This is a genomic window from Escherichia sp. E4702 (genome assembly GCF_963883545.1).
Taxonomy (GTDB): Bacteria; Pseudomonadota; Gammaproteobacteria; order Enterobacterales; family Enterobacteriaceae; genus Escherichia.
In genome coordinates, this window is the sequence record NZ_CAWORF010000005.1 from 189,044 (window position 1) to 208,003 (window position 18,960).

General features: G+C 48.9%; 17 protein-coding genes. 6 read left to right on the forward strand and 11 right to left on the reverse strand.

The window, feature by feature from the left end; all coding sequences use genetic code 11:
- Positions 1 to 3: 3 nt before the first annotated feature.
- The gene (locus AACU94_RS02230; RefSeq protein ID WP_130221515.1) at positions 4 to 606 is read right to left on the reverse strand and encodes a LemA family protein; all 603 of its coding nucleotides are present in this window, start codon (positions 604 to 606) and stop codon (positions 4 to 6) included.
- A 172-nt stretch (positions 607 to 778) separates the two neighbouring features.
- Here AACU94_RS02230 and queE point away from each other — a divergent pair, with 172 nt between their 5' ends.
- Positions 779 to 1,450, forward strand: a complete 672-nt coding sequence (queE, locus tag AACU94_RS02235; RefSeq protein WP_130214529.1) for a 7-carboxy-7-deazaguanine synthase QueE — start codon at positions 779 to 781, stop codon at positions 1,448 to 1,450.
- 85 nt (positions 1,451 to 1,535) lie between these two features.
- On the opposite strand, the gene AACU94_RS02240 is transcribed toward queE, so the two are convergent.
- The 7 genes from AACU94_RS02240 to AACU94_RS02270 all read right to left on the reverse strand — a co-directional run bounded on the left by AACU94_RS02240 (position 1,536) and on the right by AACU94_RS02270 (position 10,961).
- Positions 1,536 to 2,543, reverse strand: a complete 1,008-nt coding sequence (locus AACU94_RS02240; RefSeq protein WP_001232702.1) for a LacI family DNA-binding transcriptional regulator — start codon at positions 2,541 to 2,543, stop codon at positions 1,536 to 1,538.
- Positions 2,544 to 2,568: 25 nt separating this feature from the next.
- The gene (locus tag AACU94_RS02245; protein WP_135488855.1) at positions 2,569 to 3,978 is read right to left on the reverse strand and encodes a sucrose-6-phosphate hydrolase; all 1,410 of its coding nucleotides are present in this window, start codon (positions 3,976 to 3,978) and stop codon (positions 2,569 to 2,571) included.
- A complete protein-coding gene (locus AACU94_RS02250; RefSeq protein WP_130214525.1) occupies positions 3,978 to 5,348 on the reverse strand; it encodes a sucrose-specific PTS transporter subunit IIBC in 1,371 nt (456 codons plus the stop codon). The genes AACU94_RS02245 and AACU94_RS02250 overlap by 1 nt, the downstream gene beginning before the upstream one ends.
- Positions 5,349 to 5,408: 60 nt before the next feature.
- Positions 5,409 to 6,926 (reverse strand): carbohydrate porin, encoded by a 1,518-nt coding sequence (locus AACU94_RS02255; protein ID WP_130221517.1) that lies wholly within the window; start codon positions 6,924 to 6,926, stop codon positions 5,409 to 5,411.
- Between the two features lie 170 nt (positions 6,927 to 7,096).
- Positions 7,097 to 8,014 (reverse strand): aminoimidazole riboside kinase, encoded by a 918-nt coding sequence (locus tag AACU94_RS02260; RefSeq protein WP_130221518.1) that lies wholly within the window; start codon positions 8,012 to 8,014, stop codon positions 7,097 to 7,099.
- Between the two features lie 164 nt (positions 8,015 to 8,178).
- The gene (locus AACU94_RS02265; RefSeq protein ID WP_135488856.1) at positions 8,179 to 9,657 is read right to left on the reverse strand and encodes an FGGY-family carbohydrate kinase; all 1,479 of its coding nucleotides are present in this window, start codon (positions 9,655 to 9,657) and stop codon (positions 8,179 to 8,181) included.
- A 26-nt stretch (positions 9,658 to 9,683) separates the two neighbouring features.
- Positions 9,684 to 10,961 carry an MFS transporter gene (locus tag AACU94_RS02270; RefSeq protein WP_135128632.1) on the reverse strand — a complete coding sequence of 426 codons (1,278 nt, stop codon included), beginning with the start codon at positions 10,959 to 10,961 and terminating at the stop codon, positions 9,684 to 9,686.
- Between the two features lie 319 nt (positions 10,962 to 11,280).
- Between AACU94_RS02270 and AACU94_RS02275 the strand changes: the two genes are divergently transcribed.
- The 5 genes from AACU94_RS02275 (at position 11,281) to AACU94_RS02295 (ending at position 16,635) form a co-directional block, all read left to right on the forward strand.
- A complete protein-coding gene (locus tag AACU94_RS02275; protein WP_000021321.1) occupies positions 11,281 to 12,066 on the forward strand; it encodes an SDR family oxidoreductase in 786 nt (261 codons plus the stop codon).
- A 69-nt stretch (positions 12,067 to 12,135) separates the two neighbouring features.
- Positions 12,136 to 13,590 (forward strand): FAD-binding oxidoreductase, encoded by a 1,455-nt coding sequence (locus AACU94_RS02280; RefSeq protein ID WP_000059300.1) that lies wholly within the window; start codon positions 12,136 to 12,138, stop codon positions 13,588 to 13,590.
- Positions 13,591 to 13,611: 21 nt separating this feature from the next.
- A complete protein-coding gene (locus AACU94_RS02285) occupies positions 13,612 to 15,021 on the forward strand; it encodes an MFS transporter (RefSeq protein ID WP_167856176.1) in 1,410 nt (469 codons plus the stop codon).
- The gene (locus AACU94_RS02290; protein WP_135488857.1) at positions 14,999 to 15,778 is read left to right on the forward strand and encodes an electron transfer flavoprotein subunit beta/FixA family protein; all 780 of its coding nucleotides are present in this window, start codon (positions 14,999 to 15,001) and stop codon (positions 15,776 to 15,778) included. The genes AACU94_RS02285 and AACU94_RS02290 overlap by 23 nt, the downstream gene beginning before the upstream one ends.
- Positions 15,775 to 16,635 (forward strand): electron transfer flavoprotein subunit alpha/FixB family protein, encoded by an 861-nt coding sequence (locus AACU94_RS02295; protein WP_135488858.1) that lies wholly within the window; start codon positions 15,775 to 15,777, stop codon positions 16,633 to 16,635. Before AACU94_RS02290 ends, AACU94_RS02295 begins: the two co-directional genes overlap by 4 nt.
- Positions 16,636 to 16,774: 139 nt before the next feature.
- On the opposite strand, the gene AACU94_RS02300 is transcribed toward AACU94_RS02295, so the two are convergent.
- Genes AACU94_RS02300 through AACU94_RS02310 form a run of 3 tightly spaced genes read right to left on the reverse strand, consistent with a single transcriptional unit; the run spans position 16,775 to position 18,889 of the window.
- A complete protein-coding gene (locus AACU94_RS02300) occupies positions 16,775 to 17,350 on the reverse strand; it encodes a glycerol-3-phosphate responsive antiterminator (RefSeq protein WP_130214505.1) in 576 nt (191 codons plus the stop codon).
- A 16-nt stretch (positions 17,351 to 17,366) separates the two neighbouring features.
- Positions 17,367 to 17,627 (reverse strand): ferredoxin family protein, encoded by a 261-nt coding sequence (locus AACU94_RS02305; RefSeq protein WP_135488859.1) that lies wholly within the window; start codon positions 17,625 to 17,627, stop codon positions 17,367 to 17,369.
- Complete coding sequence (locus AACU94_RS02310; protein ID WP_135488860.1) at positions 17,618 to 18,889, reverse strand: FAD-dependent oxidoreductase; 1,272 nt, start codon at positions 18,887 to 18,889, stop codon at positions 17,618 to 17,620. Before AACU94_RS02310 ends, AACU94_RS02305 begins: the two co-directional genes overlap by 10 nt.
- Positions 18,890 to 18,960 lie beyond the last annotated feature (71 nt).

Sequence of the window (18,960 nt, forward strand, 5' to 3'; positions counted from 1 at the left end):
CGCCTAATGAGCACTCGCATTCTGGCTAAAATCTATTGTTGGGGCTTTGCTTACTGCGGCGACATCATCCGGCAAATAATTTTTCTTTGGTGTGTAATCCATGACCTTTGCGGTTAACACTGCGGGAAATTTGCGGATAGTGACATTATATTGTTCAATGGCTTTAATATATCTTCCTCGCGCGACAGCAATTCGATTTTCGCTTCCTTCGAGTTGTACCATTAAATTTTGATAGAGTTCCTGAGCCTTTAATTCTGGATAACGTTCACTAATAATCGTTAACTGCCCGAGAGCGCGAGTCACCTGCGCCTGAGCTTGTTGCCAGGCTTGTAATTTTTGCTCATCTCCCGAAGCTTGCTGAAGATCGCTGCTGGCACGATTAGCTTGACTACGGGCTAACGTAACGGCCTCCAGTACCTCTTTTTCATGGCTGGAATAACCTTTAATACTTGCGACAAGATTAGGAATAAGATCGGCGCGACGTTGATACTGATTCAGTACTTCTGACCAGGAGGCATTAACCTGCTCATCATAGGTTTGAATATCGTTATAACCGCAACCTGATAAATTGAAAATAAATATAAATACGATGAATATTCTAAACATGTTTAAATCCCTTTTATTTAATCCTTTAAAACATAATACGCCGCTTCATTTTATTCTTAATGATCTGATTCACTTTTTACCTTAAACCCGCCTGTAACAGAATGTTAATAAGACATGATTGTTGCGGCAGGATCTGCAATAATTAACAATTATCCACTTCTCAGAGAATGCTATGCAGTACCCGATTAACGAGATGTTCCAGACCCTGCAAGGTGAGGGTTACTTTACCGGCGTCCCCGCCATTTTTATTCGTTTACAGGGATGCCCGGTCGGCTGTGCCTGGTGCGACACCAAACACACATGGGAAAAGCTTGAGGATCGGGAAGTTTCCCTTTTCAGCATTCTGGGTAAAACGAAAGAGAGTGATAAGTGGGGAGCAGCAAGCAGTGAAGACTTGCTCGCAGTCATCGGTCGTCAGGGATACACCGCGCGTCACGTGGTGATTACGGGTGGTGAGCCTTGTATTCATGACTTGATGCCACTAACTGACCTGCTCGAAAAGAACGGTTTCAGTTGCCAGATAGAAACCAGCGGTACTCATGAAGTGCGTTGTACGCCGAATACCTGGGTCACCGTGTCGCCAAAACTGAATATGCGTGGCGGTTATGAAGTATTGTCGCAAGCCCTGGAGCGAGCTAACGAAATCAAACACCCAGTTGGACGCGTACGGGATATCGAAGCACTGGATGAATTGCTGGCGACGCTGACCGATGATAAACCGCGAGTCATTGCACTTCAGCCAATTAGCCAGAAGGAAGATGCTACGCGTTTGTGCATTGAAACTTGCATTGCGCGTAACTGGCGTTTGTCGATGCAAACACATAAATATTTAAATATTGCCTGATTTGATTATTCATCATTAATATTTAACGTTCAGGTTGAAAAACAATCGCCCCGTTTTACAGGGGCGATGCAAGATAGTGACGGGATTATCGATAGCGTTTTTGTAGACTGGCAGGAAGATAACGCTGTAACGGGGATGGTGTTTCACCTTCAATCAGTTGCGAAATAAGCTCAAAGCAGTGAAAAGCAAGTTGGCGATTATCCTGTTGTATCGTGTCGATTCTTACCGAAAGTGAATCATACAAGTAATGATCATCAAAACTTGCCAGGTGGATTTTACTGTCGAGTAAATTATATTGGCTCATATAGCGCAGAACGCCCTCCAGTAACCCACAAGCGGCGGTGAATAATGCTTTAGGGGGACGTCCTAAACGAGCGCATAGTGCGGCAAACATTTCATATCCTGAGCTCGGATGATAATTACCGTGAATAATCCATTCAGGTTGTAGCGTTACTCCGGCTTGCTGCAAGCCTTGTGTAAATCCTTCCAGTCGATCGCGTGTCGGTGACAAACGGGGTTGTCCGCCCAGAAAATAGAATTCATCCGGGTGACTCCGTGCAATATCTGCCACCAGGGCGGCGGTGGGAGAAACAGAGTCAGTAATTACCAATGGCAATGTGCTGCCGTTCATGTGGCGATCGAACAACACAACAGGTAATTGCTCGCTAAGTTTTTGATAGTCATTATCATGCAGCATACTGGATGCGACGATTAACCCATCAACCTGGCGGGCAATCATATTGTTCACCACCATTGTTTCCTGTGAAGGATTTTCATCAGTACAGGATATGAGGAGCTGGACGCCCGCTTCCCGACACAATGTTTCCAGTTCATGGGAAAATACTGCAAATCCGTAGTTAGTGATTTCAGGAACGACAAGACCAATGGTATGACTGCGGTTGTCCCGTAATGAGCGGGCATGAATACTGGGCTGATAATGCTGCTGTTGGGCAATACTCAGCACACGCTCACGCGTTTCCTGCGCAACACGTAACTCTTTGCCACGACCATTGAGAACCAGACTGGCGGTTGCTTTAGACACTCCCGCCAGTTCAGCAATGTCTTTAATAGTAACGCGTTTGGTTTTTCTCACGACGAGGATCCGTAATTCAAAACCCTCATTCTACCATGCAGGCGCGTAGCGACCAGTAGCGTAACGTGACGTCAGACTCACCCTGTAATATCAGCGAAGCTGGATGATGGGGAAAATAACGATTGCTCATTACACCTTCGCCATTATTGATGAATATCTCTACGCTGGAACTGTCACAGAGAATCTTCAGTGACGTTACGCTTCCTCGCCAGTAACGAGTTAGTTTCTCTTGCCCTGCAAGGCTTTTCCTCTGTAGTTGAATACCATCGGCATTGAGATGTAGTGCCAGTGCGTTGCCAAAATTCAGATACAGCTCACCCGACGGAATGATGTCCATTTCCAGGCGTTCAATTTCGACATGCGGCGCATAATCCGCTTTTCCTTGCCAGAAGTGTTCAGCTTCACGCAGTTGCGCGAGTTCCCTGATTGGCATCTGCAACAATTTTCCCTTCTGGAATGAGAGTTCGCGCAAACAGGTCATTTGATGCTGCCAATGATGTTTTCTGGTTGGTTGCAACATCTCTTCACCATCAGGAACCCCCATCCAACCAACCAGCAATCGTCGCCCGTCCGGGGCTTCCATCGTCTGTGGCGCATAGAATTCAAACCCCGCATCCAGCTCTGAGAAAGCGTCATGCGTAAATTTGCCTGTCTCGTGATCAAACTGTCCATGTAGCCAGGCGCAGGGATAAGTATTCAGATAGCGCTCATGTTCGCGCGCTATTCCCTGGGGGCAGCAGAGGAGAATGTATTCACCATCAAGAGCGAAAAGATCAGGACATTCCCACATGTATCCTGCATTATCTATTTCATTCAGACCGTTACCAGCAATTTCTCCATGAAAAGACCAGGTATTCAGATCGACAGAGGAATACAGCAGCACTTTCCCCCGTTTCTCTTTATCTTGTGCGCCAAGCACCATGTACCATCGGCTGTTGTGCTTCCAGACTTTTGGATCACGAACATGCCCGGTGTAACCATCAGGTAACGGTATTACCGGGCCTAATTTATCAAACCCACCCTGGTTATTTTCGGTGGCCAGACATTGCCATGCTGTTCTGCTACCATCATCAAACTTAACATTACCGGTATAGCAAAGTGTGAGAACTCCCTGATTATTAACCGCGCTTCCTGAGTAACAACCATTACGGTCGTACTCTTTATCAGGCATTAGCGCTAATGGTTCATGCTGCCAGTGCAATAAATCCGTCGAACTCCAGTGCCCCCAACATTTGTACTTATGATCACAAGCCAGTGGATTCCACTGATAAAACAGATGATAGCGGCCTCCTGACCAGCAAAAGCCATTTGGATCGTTCATTAGTCCGGTGACTGGAGCGAGATGCCAACAAGGATAGTGGGCATCTGCCTGTGCTTTGGGCTGACCTTTCATAACTGCCTGTAAAATCGCGGGCATTTGTGAAGGCATCGACATTATTCCTCGTCCGTTTTGTATTTGAGTAATAAAGAGAGACTAAAAGCGACAGCGAAAGCAATCGCCATTCCAATAATATAATTAACCAACGATGTTGGCTGAACTATTGCCATGCCGGGTATTGCTGTCAGACCAACGGCAGTCATATAAACGTGAACAGAGACAACCCAGGCACCGCCGGCAGCGCCACCAATTAAGGCAGCAATAAAAGGTTTAACAAAACGAAGATTGATACCAAAAATAGCGGCTTCAGTTATACCTAACATTGCGGAAAAGGCCGAGGGCAGGGTGATTGCTTTAATTTTTGTATCTTTGGTTTTAAACCATACCGCCAGACATGCACCGCCTTGCGCAACGTTTGCCATTGCCCAAATAGGCAGCAGGAAATTGACACCAATTGCAGGATTTCCTAAAAGCCCGGCTTCAATTGCGTGAAAACTATGATGGATGCCAGTAATTACAATGGCTGAATATAGCCCACCGAATAACAACCCTGCTAACCAGCCAGCGTGTGCAATCAGCGTGCTGAGAACGAAAGAGATACCATCGCCTAACGCTCGTCCTGCTGGACCAATGATTAAAAGAGCGATAAAGCCAGAAATGACGACTGTCAGAAATGGCGTCAGAATGAGATCCAGGGCATCAGGGATAAACCTGCGTAACTGTTTTTCCACTATGCTCATAAACCACACGGCTAAAAGCACGGGGAAAACCGTTCCCTGGTAACCAATCATAGCGATTTCAAAACCGAAGAAGTCCATTGTCTGAAATCCCGCAGCAACGCCCCAGGCATTCGTGAGTGCTGGGTGAGTCAGGATACCTCCTAAGGTCGCGCCAAGATAAGGATTACCACCAAATTCACGAGCAGCAGTAAAGCCTATCAGGATGGGAAGAATAATAAATGCGGCTGAACTGCACATATCCAGCATGATATAAATCGCATTATCGGCATTCACCCAGCCATACGTTTTTACCATTCCCAGAAGTCCCATTAATAAACCAGAAGCAACAATGGCAGGAATGATGGGTACAAAAATATTCGACAGTAAGCGTGCAATTCGCTGAAAAGGATTGAGTTTTTGAGCGGCAATACGCGCGGTATCTGATTTACTGGATTCGCTAATGCCCGCGGCCTGAATAAAGGCAGCATAGACTTTATTAACCACGCCGGTGCCAAAGATGATCTGCATTTGCCCTGAATTACGAAAACAACCTTTCACTCCATCAATCTGGCCAATGGCATCTTGATCGGCAAGTGTGTCGTCAACCAGTACCAGTCGTAGGCGAGTAGCACAATGTGCTGCACTGGCGATGTTCTCCTTACCACCTAATAAAGGAAGCAACGATTGGGCGATTTTATCGAAATCCATATAACCCTCTAATTCATTGTTATTTCAGTAAAAGCCTCACATTCGTGAGGCTGTCTGGTATTAAAACCAGGTTTCCATTTGGACACCAAAATTCCACTCTCCGCCAGTGTTGAACCCACTGCTGCCGAAAGCGTCATTGCTGGCAAAATCATCAAGTTTGCTGCTCCAGTCCATCCAGGTGGCAAACAGGCGAAGCTCCGGACGGCTAAAGAAATTATTGATATCGTTAGCTTTTAGAGTTGGTGCAAAGGTGAGTTTATAGAAGCTGCCGTTCACGGCGTTATGGTTCTGATACCCCTTCGGCTTCAGATCCATATATTGATAGCTACCCTCAAAGGCCAGAGCAAAATTCTGTGTTACTTCTTTGATCAGGCGTGTATTGAAGGTAACCCATTCATAGCTATCGCCTTTGACGTAACGATCTTTACTGCTTTGCGCGAGAATGGCCGGTGCAACATACCAACCGCTTCCCAGAGGTGTTGTGCCATAAGATGCGAAGCGCCAGGTATTCGCCTCAGACAGCAGGGCGCCATCGGAGCCAATACCTTTGACTTCCGCACCCAGGCCATGACCATATAGCAGTGCTGTTTTTGCCGTCCCTTCACGCAGGCCATAGAAAGTGTCATTGTGCAGACCAACCAACGCATGTACGCCAGTATTTGCAGCATCAGTCTGAATGAGATCACCATTGGCATCTTTTCGATCATCATTATCTTTTGCCCGTAATCCGCTAACCATCAACTGGAAGGGGCCAGCATAATGATTCATGGTGAGGATGTAGTTCTGAACGTTATTGTCGATATCATCGAGATCGCCGAAATTGCGTCCGTAGAGAGAAAAGTTACTGCGGAATGTATCGTTCCATTTTACGTCATAGATACCACCGCCCGTTCCCGCCAAAAATACGACATCGGAATCTAACCAGTGAATATCAAAATTGTCGCGATCAAAGCGTTTACCAGCCCAGACAGTACTGTCTTTGAATGCTCCGGTAAAACTTGGCAATGTGCCCAGTTCGGCAAAAGCCTGTCGGATATTCAGGTTACTGGAACCGCCAGTCCAGTCGTTGTAATCTCTTTGTCCGTCAGCCAGCATCGCTTTAAAGCGCGTGGTCGCACCGTTATCCAGTGTTTGTTTATGTTCTACATTTAATTCGACGTAGGTATCGGCTTCATTTCCCAGACGGCCAACAGCTCCACCGGTTTCACCTGCGGGAGTCAGATACGGCCCACTTTTGCTGCTGGAAGCGGCATCATTCATCAGTAACCCGGAACGGGCATAGCCATGAAACTCAAAGCCACTGTTCTCTGCGGATTTCTGTTCGAGTTGGACTGTTCTCTGTGCTACTTCCTGAGTTGTTACCTGATTTTGTTGTTGTGTTTCAGCCAGTTTCTGCACCTGCAATTCAGCCGTTTTTGCCCTTGTTTCTGCCGCCTGGGCGCGGGATTCCGCATTTTTTAAACGTTGTTCCAACGCAGCCAGTCGAGATTCGATACTGCTAATATCCGTTTGTGCATGTACCGTTGTTGCACCGGTCAGCAAAGCAATTAACACTGCCAAGGTTGTTTTTTTATACATAATTTGTCGCGTCCCATCAGAGAATTATAAATTTTGCTAAAATGCTAAACCGGTTTAGGTTTTGATGATAAAGCTGACTTTTTAGCCAGAGCAATCATTTTCGCTAAACCGGTTTAGTAAATGTGACAAGCACGACAAATCGGGTTACAGATACAGCAGCAGGATCACTATTATGAAGGGAGATCGTGTTGTCGGGGTAAGGCTGTCATGGCGCCCTTAGCCGTGGTTGCCAGAGCACCACAAGTCTGAGCTTGTGCGATGATCCGTTCAAGCAATCTGGTATTTGTTGGGATTCCGGAGTCGGCCAGGCCAGCAAGTAATCCTGCGACAAAAGCATCTCCTGCCCCGGTCGTATCGACGACAGAAACAGGCCTGGCTGGATAGTGGATAAACTGCCCCTGAAAATACACAAGTACGCCATTTTTTCCTTGTGTAATAAGCAATAAAGTCAACGAATAACGCTGCACTAATGAATGCGCGCCTTGCTGAACCTGGCTTTTGCCACTGATGAATAGCAACTCTTCTTCGGACAATTTAGCGATATTCGCCAGCGAAAGTGCGCGATCAAGGTATTTTCTTAATAGCGCTTCACTCTGCCAGAGATCGCTGCGAATATTGGGATCAAAACTGATGTTTCCGCCAGCCTGGCGTATTTTCTCCATAGCCAGAAATGCGGTACTTCGGGAAGGTTCTGCACTAAGCGCGATGGAACAAAGATGGAGCCATTCACCCGGTCCGAATGCAGGAAGGTCATCAGGTTGTAAAAAAAGATCGGCACTTGGACGTACCATAAAGGTAAAGTTTCTTTCTCCTTGCTCATCAAGTCCTACAGCCACAATTGAGGTGCGATGTTGGGGATCAAGTGACATATAACGTGTATCAACATTTTCTGCACTCAGAGTCTGATACATAAAACGACCGAAAGGATCATCGCCAACTTTGCCAATAAAGGCACTTTTTCCCCCCAGCCTTGCGATACCGACTGCAACATTAGCCGGCGCCCCACCAGGACACTGTAGTAGCCTCCCCTGGCTTTCGGGTAATAAATCAACAACCGCATCACCGAGTACCCATACTCTTGCGCTCATAAAGGCTCCATTACACTAATTGCTAAATCAATTAAATCGGTTTAGCAATTAAAGCATAAACGCTGCTCAGGAGAGAACAATATTCATCAATGGTTACCCGGTATTTTGTGGTGGGAACGTGAATATGCCGGGATTAATCATTTACCCGGCACTGTTTATCTCACTTACGCATTCGACCAGCTCTGGATAGAATCCGCATTTCCCAGCTCACCATGCATCACTTCATACGATTTTTTCAGAATCACATCAGTGTGTTTGGTTAAATCTTTGAAAATGCCTTTATTCATCGCGTCGTAGCGTTTGGCATTGCCCTCAACAGGCATAAAGATATCTTTCACGCGAACCATTTTGTCGACAGCCGTTGCGTAATCCGGATACAACCCCAGACCTACCGCCGTATTAATCGCTGCCCCCAGGCTTGCACAACCGTTAATGGCGTTACGGCGTGCCGGAAGGTTGAACACGTCGGCAAAAATTTGCATAAACAGATCGCTGTTTGAACCGCCGCCAGTAATGATCACATGTTTGGCAAAGTGATTCATTTCATTACACATATTGTCGTAATTGTTCTTCAGCGTCAGCGCCACGCTTTCCAGTATTGAACGGTATATCCATGCGTAATCCATGCTGGAATCAAAACCGATCATAATCCCGCGTTTGTACGGTTCCCACGGATTGGTCAGCCAGTCCAGCACCGTCATCAGACCATTACAGCCAGGCGGCACACAAGAAGCTTTTTTGTTGAGCAAATCTTCCGGTGAAAGATCCTGTGCTTTGGCATCCTGAATTAACGACTCGCCTAACATGTCGCGCAGCCAGCTCACCGTCCACATGCCTTTTCGGATACCGTAACCTTCATACAGCAATGTTTCCGGAATAGAAGACATAATCGGCCAGTACGCTACCGGATCTTTCGGCAGTGCTTTGCCGTTCATCATCAATGCGATGTAAGTGCCAAGAGAAATTACCGCAGTTTCATCATCCAGTAACCCGGCTCCCAGAGCTTCTACCGGTTTATCACTGGTGGTACAAACAACAGGCAGTCCTGCCGGGAAATGTGTCGCCAGCGCGGCTTGTGGTGTGATATGCCCAAGAACAGTGCCAGGCATTTGCACATCAAACAGCATATGACGGGGGATATTAAACTTCTCCATTACCGCAGCATCTTCGCTCCATGCCCAGCTCTTATAATCCACTGGCCACTGACCAAAATAGTTGGCGATATTATCTTTAAATTCGCCCGTTAAACGGTGTGTCAGATAACCCGAAAAAGAGGTGACATACGCCACGTCAGGATTCGTATGTTCGTAAGGGCGTGTAACGCGTGCATCCTGCCAGCTAATCAACGGCGCAGCAGGCGTGCCATCGGCTTTCAACAACGCACGACAGCAACGGATGGATCCCAGGCCGATGCCAACAATATCTTCTTTATTCCCGGCAAACTGACTCATCAAATCGTGACCGGCAAAACATAATGATGCCCATAAATCGTCGTCAGGATGTTCTGCGGTATCGGCATCCGGCGTGTGCATCGGCTGCAATAAACCTTTGCCTTCGCAAACCACGTTACCTTCCAGATCGTACATCACCACTTTTGTGCTCTGACTTCCGCCATCAATCCCTATGATGTATTTTTTCGACATGATTTTTCTCCTGTAATTTTCCTGGCTTACTTGCTGCTAGCCATTGCGGGGGCGCTATCAGCAGTACGAATTTTTTGGAACAGCAAAAAGGTAAAGACGATCACCATGCCGAGTGCCGCCATGCCCATCAGCCACATGTTGCGGTAGGCTTCTGCTGCGGGCAGGGTGTCCTGCCAGTGGCCGATAATCGGGTAAACGAAGACATCCGGCAGGAATCCAATCACCGAACAAATACCTACCGTGGTGCCCATAATGTAAGACGGTGTTCTCGCTTCGCCGGGGCAGGCCCAGTACAGTCCACGTGAGGCGTAGCAGGTGAATCCCAGCAGTAAAATCAGGCCAATCCCCATCGCGACCGATTGCGGGTTAGAGTTGGTAACGAGTAGGGCAGTCAGTGCCAGCAGGCCGATGATGGAAAGGATTTGGATCACGCGGGTAGGGGATTTCACTTTACTGTAGGTGGTGATAATGCCGCCAAGTGGACCACACAGCGCGCGGAAGATTTTGTTGATCACAATCCCCATGTAGCTCGCCGCCACCAGCGACATGCCGTACATTTCGGTGAGATAGTTGGTGGAGTAACTCAGAATGGCGTAGATGGTGAAGACACCAAAAATCACCATGCTGCAATACCAGGTGGTGCTGATGCGCAAAACGGCCAGGATGTCGCTAAGCTGGAATGATTGTTTTTCTTCGTTATTGGCACTGCGCAGGTTGTTGTTATCGCTAACAAAAAACCAGCACAGAATCCCCAACAAGATGTAAACCACACTATAGATGATAATGACCGTTTTCAGGCTGGCGCTGTCATCCGGTGCAAAGCGAGAAAAGACCCACATGGTAAACACCGCCAGCGACATTACACCGACGCCGCGCAGCCCTTCCATCCAGCCCATAATTTTCCCTTGCTCACTATGATCGCCCAGCAATGAGGCGGCTTTAATCGACACCGACCACAGCATTAAAATAGTGGTTATCGCAAAGGCGACCTGAATACAGAGCATTACCCACAGTGGTGGATATGTTGCCATTATCAGGCCCAGCAATCCGGTAATGATCATCGCGGAAGTAATCATTTTGCGGTGTGAAAATTTATCGGCAATAACGCCGCTGGGGGCATAAAGAATAATGGCCGCAATACCAAATGTACTCATTATTAAACCTATCTCGGTATTGCTGAATCCCATAAATTTCGCCATGGGAATTTGATAAATATAACGTAAATAAGCCAGGTCAAAACTAACGCCGCCGCTAAAACTAATTATCGCGAGGGTTATCCAACGGCGATATGAGTTGTGTTGCATATCGTATTCCCATTTGTAATAGACAAAAAAAAGAGAAAAGTAAGCCGCCCTTTCAGGTGGATTACTTTTCTCAGCTCTCTAGTAATTGCAATAAGAAATAACATGGAAAGAAAAGGTGTTGTGTGAGAGTAATCACGCTTCTGCTTTTTAAAACTATTTGATAATACGAACATCACTCTGTGATTACGATCACATTAGCAGTTATGCCCTTATGCTAAAAATTATCTCCAGTTACCAGAGATAATGAGAAAGGTAACTTCCCTCTCGCGGGGGAAGTTACCTTTCTTTTTTTTTTGCCTTACGGAAATTGGAGCTAACTATGTCAATCGAATCTCTCAATGCGTTCTCAATGGATTTTTTCTCCCTGAAAGGTAAAACAGCAATTGTTACCGGCGGGAATAGCGGTTTAGGTCAGGCATTTGCAATGGCGTTGGCCAAAGCTGGCGCAAATATTTTTATTCCAAGTTTTGTCAAAGATAACGGCGAAACAAAGGAAATGATTGAAAAACAGGGTGTTGAAGTGGACTTCATGCAGGTGGATATCACCGCAGAAGGCGCACCGCAGAAGATTATCGCTGCCTGCTGTGAGCGCTTCGGTACCGTCGATATTCTGGTTAACAATGCCGGTATTTGTAAGCTGAATAAGGTGCTGGACTTCGGTCGTGCCGACTGGGATCCAATGATTGATGTGAACCTGACCGCCGCATTCGAGTTAAGCTACGAAGCGGCAAAAATTATGATCCCGCAGAAAAGCGGTAAAATTATTAATATCTGTTCATTGTTCTCTTACTTAGGTGGACAATGGTCACCTGCTTATTCTGCCACTAAACATGCTCTTGCCGGATTCACCAAAGCCTATTGCGATGAATTAGGTCAATATAATATTCAGGTGAATGGTATTGCCCCGGGATATTACGCTACCGATATCACTCTGGCGACCCGTAGTAATCCAGAAACTAACCAGCGCGTTCTTGATCATATTCCGGCAAACCGTTGGGGCGATACTCAGGATTTAATGGGCGCAGCCGTATTCCTCGCAAGTCCGGCATCGAATTATGTCAACGGACATTTATTAGTGGTTGATGGCGGTTATTTAGTGCGCTAATCCATAACGGTGGTTTCTGTTTTCTCTTATTAATGATTATTCCATTTTTATTATCAGGAAGGAATTACTATGTCTTTATCTCGCGCAGCGATTGTCGACCAGCTAAAGGAAATTGTTGGTGCAGATCGCGTAATTACCGATGAAACAGTATTAAAGAAAAACAGTATTGACCGTTTTCGTAAATTTCCGGATATTCATGGCATTTATACTTTGCCGATTCCGGCAGCGGTCGTAAAACTCGGTTCCACAGAACAAGTCTCCCGTGTGCTGAATTTTATGAATGCGCACAAAATTAACGGTGTGCCGCGTACCGGCGCTTCCGCCACTGAAGGTGGGCTGGAAACCGTTGTGGAAAACTCGGTGGTGCTCGACGGCTCCGCCATGAATCAAATCATTAATATTGATATTGAGAATATGCAGGCCACGGCGCAATGTGGTGTTCCGTTGGAAGTGCTGGAAAACGCGTTGCGTGAAAAAGGTTACACCACAGGGCATTCTCCGCAATCAAAACCGCTGGCGCAGATGGGCGGCCTGGTAGCAACCCGCAGTATTGGGCAGTTCTCCACACTCTACGGCGCAATCGAAGATATGGTCGTTGGTCTGGAAGCAGTATTGGCTGATGGCACCGTGACACGCATTAAAAACGTGCCACGTCGCGCGGCTGGCCCGGACATTCGTCACATCATCATCGGCAACGAAGGTGCATTGTGCTATATCACTGAAGTAACAGTGAAAATCTTTAAATTCACCCCAGAAAACAACCTCTTCTACGGCTATATCCTGGAAGACATGAAAACCGGCTTCAACATCCTGCGTGAAATCATGGTGGAAGGGTATCGTCCGTCGATCGCTCGTTTGTATGACGCCGAAGATGGCACCCAACACTTCACCCATTTTGCCGACGGAAAATGCGTGCTGATCTTTATGGCTGAAGGTAACCCTCGCATTGCGAAGGCGACGGGCGAAGGGATTGCGGAAATCGTTGCCCGCTACCCGCAATGCCAGCGTGTAGACAGCAAACTGATTGAAACCTGGTTTAACAATCTGAACTGGGGACCAGATAAAGTTGCCGCCGAACGTGTACAGATCCTCAAAACCGGCAACATGGGCTTTACCACCGAAGTCTCCGGCTGCTGGAGCTGCATCCACGAAATCTACGAAAGCGTTATTAACCGTATTCGTACCGAGTTCCCGCACGCCGACGACATTACCATGCTGGGCGGTCACTCCTCTCATAGCTACCAGAACGGCACCAACATGTACTTCGTCTACGACTACAACGTCGTTGACTGTAAGCCGGAAGAGGAAATCGACAAGTACCACAATCCGCTCAACAAAATCATCTGCGAAGAAACCATTCGCCTCGGCGGTTCGATGGTGCACCACCACGGTATCGGTAAACATCGCGTTCACTGGAGCAAACTGGAACACGGCAGCGCGTGGGCGTTGCTGGAAGGGCTGAAAAAGCAGTTCGATCCTAATGGCATTATGAATACGGGTACTATCTATCCGATTGAAAAATAATGTATCAGGCAGCGTTCCGCGATGAAGGGGCGTTGCCTTTTCGGCTTCTCAGGCGAGAAGCCGTTCTTATTACCGGACAATGAAGGGGTAAAGATGAACACTTCACCGGTGCGAATGGATGATTTACCACTTAACCGTTTTCACTGCCGCATTGCTGCGCTCACTTTCGGTGCGCACCTGACTGACGGTTATGTCCTCGGCGTCATTGGTTACGCCATTATTCAGCTTACTCCAGCCATGCAACTGACGCCGTTTATGGCGGGAATGATTGGTGGCTCAGCACTCCTTGGTTTGTTTCTTGGCAGCCTGGTTCTGGGCTGGATCTCCGACCATATTGGGCGACAAAAAATCTTCACCTTCAGCTTTTTGCTGATTACGCTTGCTTCGTTTTTACAATTTTTTGCCACCACGCCAGAGCATCTTATTGGACTGCGCATTTTGATCGGCATTGGTCTGGGAGGCGATTACTCAGTCGGTCACACCTTGCTGGCTGAATTTTCCCCGCGCCGCCACCGCGGTATTTTGCTGGGCGCATTCAGCGTGGTGTGGACCGTAGGCTATGTGCTGGCAAGTATTGCCGGACATCACTTTATTTCCGAAAACCCGGAAGCCTGGCGCTGGCTGCTGGCATCGGCAGCTCTGCCCGCGTTGTTGATTACGTTATTACGCTGGGGAACGCCAGAATCGCCACGCTGGCTACTGCGCCAGGGGCGTTTTGCAGAAGCTCACGCTATCGTGCATCGCTATTTTGGTCCCCATGTTTTACTGGGCGATGAAGTGGCAACGGCGACCCATAAACACATCAAAACCTTGTTCTCTTCGCGCTACTGGCGGCGCACAGCGTTTAACAGCGTCTTCTTTGTCTGCCTCGTAATCCCATGGTTTGTGATTTATACCTGGCTGCCGACCATTGCCCAAACTATTGGTCTGGAAGATGCGCTGACCGCCAGTCTGATGCTTAATGCGTTGTTAATTGTTGGCGCGCTGCTGGGATTAGTTCTGACGCACCTGCTGGCACATCGCAAATTTTTGCTGGGAAGTTTTTTGCTGCTGGCGGCAACGCTGGTAGTGATGGCCTGTTTGCCTTCCGGCAGTTCATTAACGCTGCTGCTTTTTGTTCTCTTCAGCACCACCATTTCGGCGGTCAGTAATCTGGTGGGCATTTTGCCTGCGGAAAGTTTTCCTACTGACATTCGCTCGCTGGGCGTCGGTTTTGCCACCGCCATGAGTCGACTTGGCGCGGCGGTAAGTACTGGCCTGCTGCCGTGGATTCTGGCGCAGTGGGGGATGCAAGTCACCTTATTGATCCTGGCGGCAGTGTTGTTAGTTGGCTTTGTCGTGACCTGGCTATGGGCACCAGAAACTAAAGCCCTCCCGCTGGTGGCGGCGGGAAATGTAGGAGGTGCGAATGAACATACTGTTAGCGTTTAAAGCCGAACCGGATGCCGGGATGCTGGCGGAAAAAGAGTGGCTGGCGGCGGCTCAGGGTAATAGCGGACCGGATGTTTCGCTACTGCGAAGTTTACTCGGTGCTGATGAACAGGCCGCTGCCGCGCTGCTGTTGGCGCAGAGAAAAAATGGCACGCCGATGACTTTAACCGCGTTGAGCATAGGCGATGAACGGGCGTTGCACTGGCTGCGCTATCTCATGGCTCTTGGGTTTGAGGAAGCTATATTGCTGGAGACGGCGGCAGATCTGCGCTTTGCGCCGGAATTTGTCGCTCGCCATATTGCCGAATGGCAGTACCAGAATCCGCTGGATCTGATCATTACCGGCTGCCAAAGCAGCGAAGGGCAGAATGGACAAACGCCATTTTTGCTGGCGGAAATGCTGGGCTGGCCCTGCTTCACCCAGGTGGAGCGTTTCACATTCGACGCGCCGTTTATCACCCTCGAACAGCGTACTGAAAATGGGGTGCGCTGTTGTCGTGTCCGCTTGCCCGCGGTGATTGCTGTGCGCCAGTGTGGCGAAGTGGCCTTGCCAGTACCGGGAATGCGCCAGCGAATGGCGGCGGGGAAAGCGGAAATTATCCGCAAAACAGTTGCTGCTGAATCGCCAGCGATGCAGTGCCTGCAACTGGCAAGGCCAGAGCAACGACGCAGAGCGACGCTGATTGATGGGCAAACGGTAGCAGAAAAAGCGCAAAAGCTATGGCAGGACTATTTACGCCAAAGGATGCAGCCATGAATATCGCAATTGTGACAATAAATCAGGAACATGCCGCAATAGCGGGCTGGCTGGCGGAGCAGGATTTCAGCGGCAGCACACTAACGCACTGGCAAATCGAGCCGCAGCCGATGGTCGCGGAACAGGTGCTGGATGCGCTGGTAGAACAGTGGCAGCGAACGCCTGTGGACGTTGTTCTCTTTCCGCCGGGAACGTTTGGTGATGAACTGTCGACCCGGCTGGCCTGGCGTTTACATGGAGCCTGTGTCTGCCAGGTGATTTCATTAGATATACCGACCGCAAGCGTGCGCAAATCCCACTGGGGAAATGCGCTAACGGCGACGCTGCAAACAGAAAAACGCCCGCTATGTCTTTCCCTGGCGCGCCAGGTTGGAGCGGCGAAAAACGTCACGTTGCCCTCTGGTATGCAACAACTGAATATTGTTCCCGGAGCGCTTCCCGAGTGGCTGGTTAACATAGAAAACCTGAAAAATGTTACCCGTGACCCATTAGCTGAGGCCAGACGAGTACTGGTAGTGGGGCAGGGCGGCGAGGCAGATAGCCATGACATCGCTACGCTGGCTGAAAAGCTGGGGGCAGAAGTGGGCTACAGTCGGGCGCGAGTGATGAACGGTGGCTTTGAAGCCGAAAAGGTCATTGGTATTTCCGGGCATTTGTTGGCGCCAGATGTTTGCATTGTGGCGGGCGCATCCGGTGCGGCAGCGTTAATGGCGGGCGTACGTAATAGTAAGTTTGTGGTGGCGATTAATCATGACGCCAGCGCGGCGGTATTTTCGCAGGCAGATGTTGGCGTGGTAGATGACTGGAAAGCCGTGCTGGAGGCACTGGTGACAAACATTCACGCAGATTGCCAATAACGTACAGCCGGATGCTGCGTGGACGGCTTTCGGGCTTGTAGGCCTGATAAGACGCGTCAAGCGTCGCATCAGGCGCTGAATGCCAGATTTGGCGTGCAGCCTACAAATCGCACAAATTCAATTCGTTACGATTATCCCGTCAAAGCAATTTTTTCGCTAACGTCCAGACCCCGGTATTCGTGGTGGAAAGCGCCACGACACCTGCGTTAATCGCATTACGCGCATCTTCTTCATCGCACACCAGCCCGCCAGCAATCAGCGGTTGGCGGATTTTCTCCGTTACCCAGCCCAGCACTTTGGGCATGCAGCCTGGGAGGATCTCAATACAATCTGGGTTCGATTGCGCAACCTGCTTATCAATGTTGTGAAACGAAATCGAATCGACAATAAACAGGCGATGAATACAGAAAAAACCTTCCGCTCTTGCCGCTTTCAGCATCGATGCTTTCGTGCTGATAATGCCGTCCGCTTCGGTCACCAGTTTCAGAAACTGAATCACCACTTCTTTGTTCGATGCGCCTTCCAGCAAATCAACATGAATAAAAGCATATTTCCCGGCATTTTTAATCTTTTTGACGATATGACTGATGGTGCAGATATTGCCGTACAACACGGAAATAAACCGGCATTCAGAGTCGATTGCCAGTTGCAGGCTGGCATTGTCTTTAACGGCAGCAATCACCGGATTCTGGCGGAGCAGGTGTAAGAGGGACATAAATTATCCTTGTTATTTATCCAAAGCGGTAGGTGATGCCGAATCCGGAAGGTGGATAGCGCCACTGTTGTAGTGTTTTTTCGTCGCACAGCAAACGGCAGGTTCCGCACTCAAGGCAACTGCGATAATTAATACATAAGTCACCTTCTGGTGTGAGCGAAAAAAGACCTGCCGGACAGGCGTTAATCAACCGTTCTGCCGTCTGACGCTCAACGGAGTCAGCCGGAACAATGTGCGGCGCATCAGCAACGCGCCAGAGATTACGGGCTACAGACATCGCAGACTCCTGATAACATCGCCCGCCAGATGCCACAAGCCGTGACGACGTAAATGACGCCAGAGTAACTGGCGCAGCGGCGGAACAGGTTTATCACCCTGATCCCATAAATCACGGGAAATATCCTGCATTAACGCAGGCCACGCACGGTACCATCCTGGGCGTTGCAAAAGCGCCGGAACATGCTGATAACGTTGTAGAACATCCCACAGCTGACTGCGTTCTATGTTTTGATGATAAAGCGGAAACAGATTTTGCGGCTCGCGGTGCTGGCAGGCGCTTATCAGCGTTTGTGCCGCCGCCTGTGCGCCAGTCAGCGCCATATCCATGCCGCGTACGGAAATTCCGGTATTGACGCAACTGCGTAACGCATCGCCCACCAGTAGCCAGCCGTTACCGGCGTATTGCACCGGCATACTGTGCAGGCCACCTTCTGGCACCAGATGCGCGCCATACTCCAGCGATTCCGTGTTTTTGATAAGCGGGCGCACTGCTGGATGCGTTTTAAAGCGAGCCAGCAGCTCGCTTGTCGGAACACGACTTTGCGTAAGGGAAGAGAGCGGGCAAACAATCCCTAACGAGAGCGTTTGTTGATTAGTATAAAGAAATGCGCCGCCGGGCAAGTCATCACAGATTTCGCCGCTGAACAGCAACGCTGCGCCTTCGTTATTCTCCAGATGAAAACGTTCTTCAATAGCGGATGTTTCCAGCGACAGCACTTCTTTGATTCCTAACGCCATTGATTCGCCAGCAGGGCGGGTAACTAATCCATGGCGTTCTGCCAGGAGGCTATTGGCACCTTCTGCCAGGACGACATAACGGGCGCGGAGAATATCGTCACCACAGATAACGCCACATACTCTGCCGTTTTCTTCATACAGCGCATCTACCGTCGCACCAGGGATACACTCGACACCTTCTTTTTCGGCTTCGGCAACCAGCCACGGATCGAATCGCGGGCGTAACACGCTCCATGATTCACCGCTGGGCAGTAAGCTGGAAAATGTCGTGGCACCATCTGGTGTTAATAAAGAAAGACTTTCGTGAGTGATGCGTCGTTCAAGAGGCGCGGTCAGGTGAAACTGAGGGAGGAGTTCCGCGAGCGCATGGGTATATAAACGCCCGCCGGAAAGGTTTTTACTGCCGGGAATTTCAGCGCGTTCCAGTAACAGAACGGATAAACCCGCTCGCGCGCAGCGTAACGCGCAAGCGGTGCCTGCAATACCGGCACCAATAATAATAATGTCGCAGTCGTCTTCCATGTCATGCCCCAGATATCCAGAACACAACACCCTAACATAGCGTTACTTAAGGGAAATTGACCGCCGACACA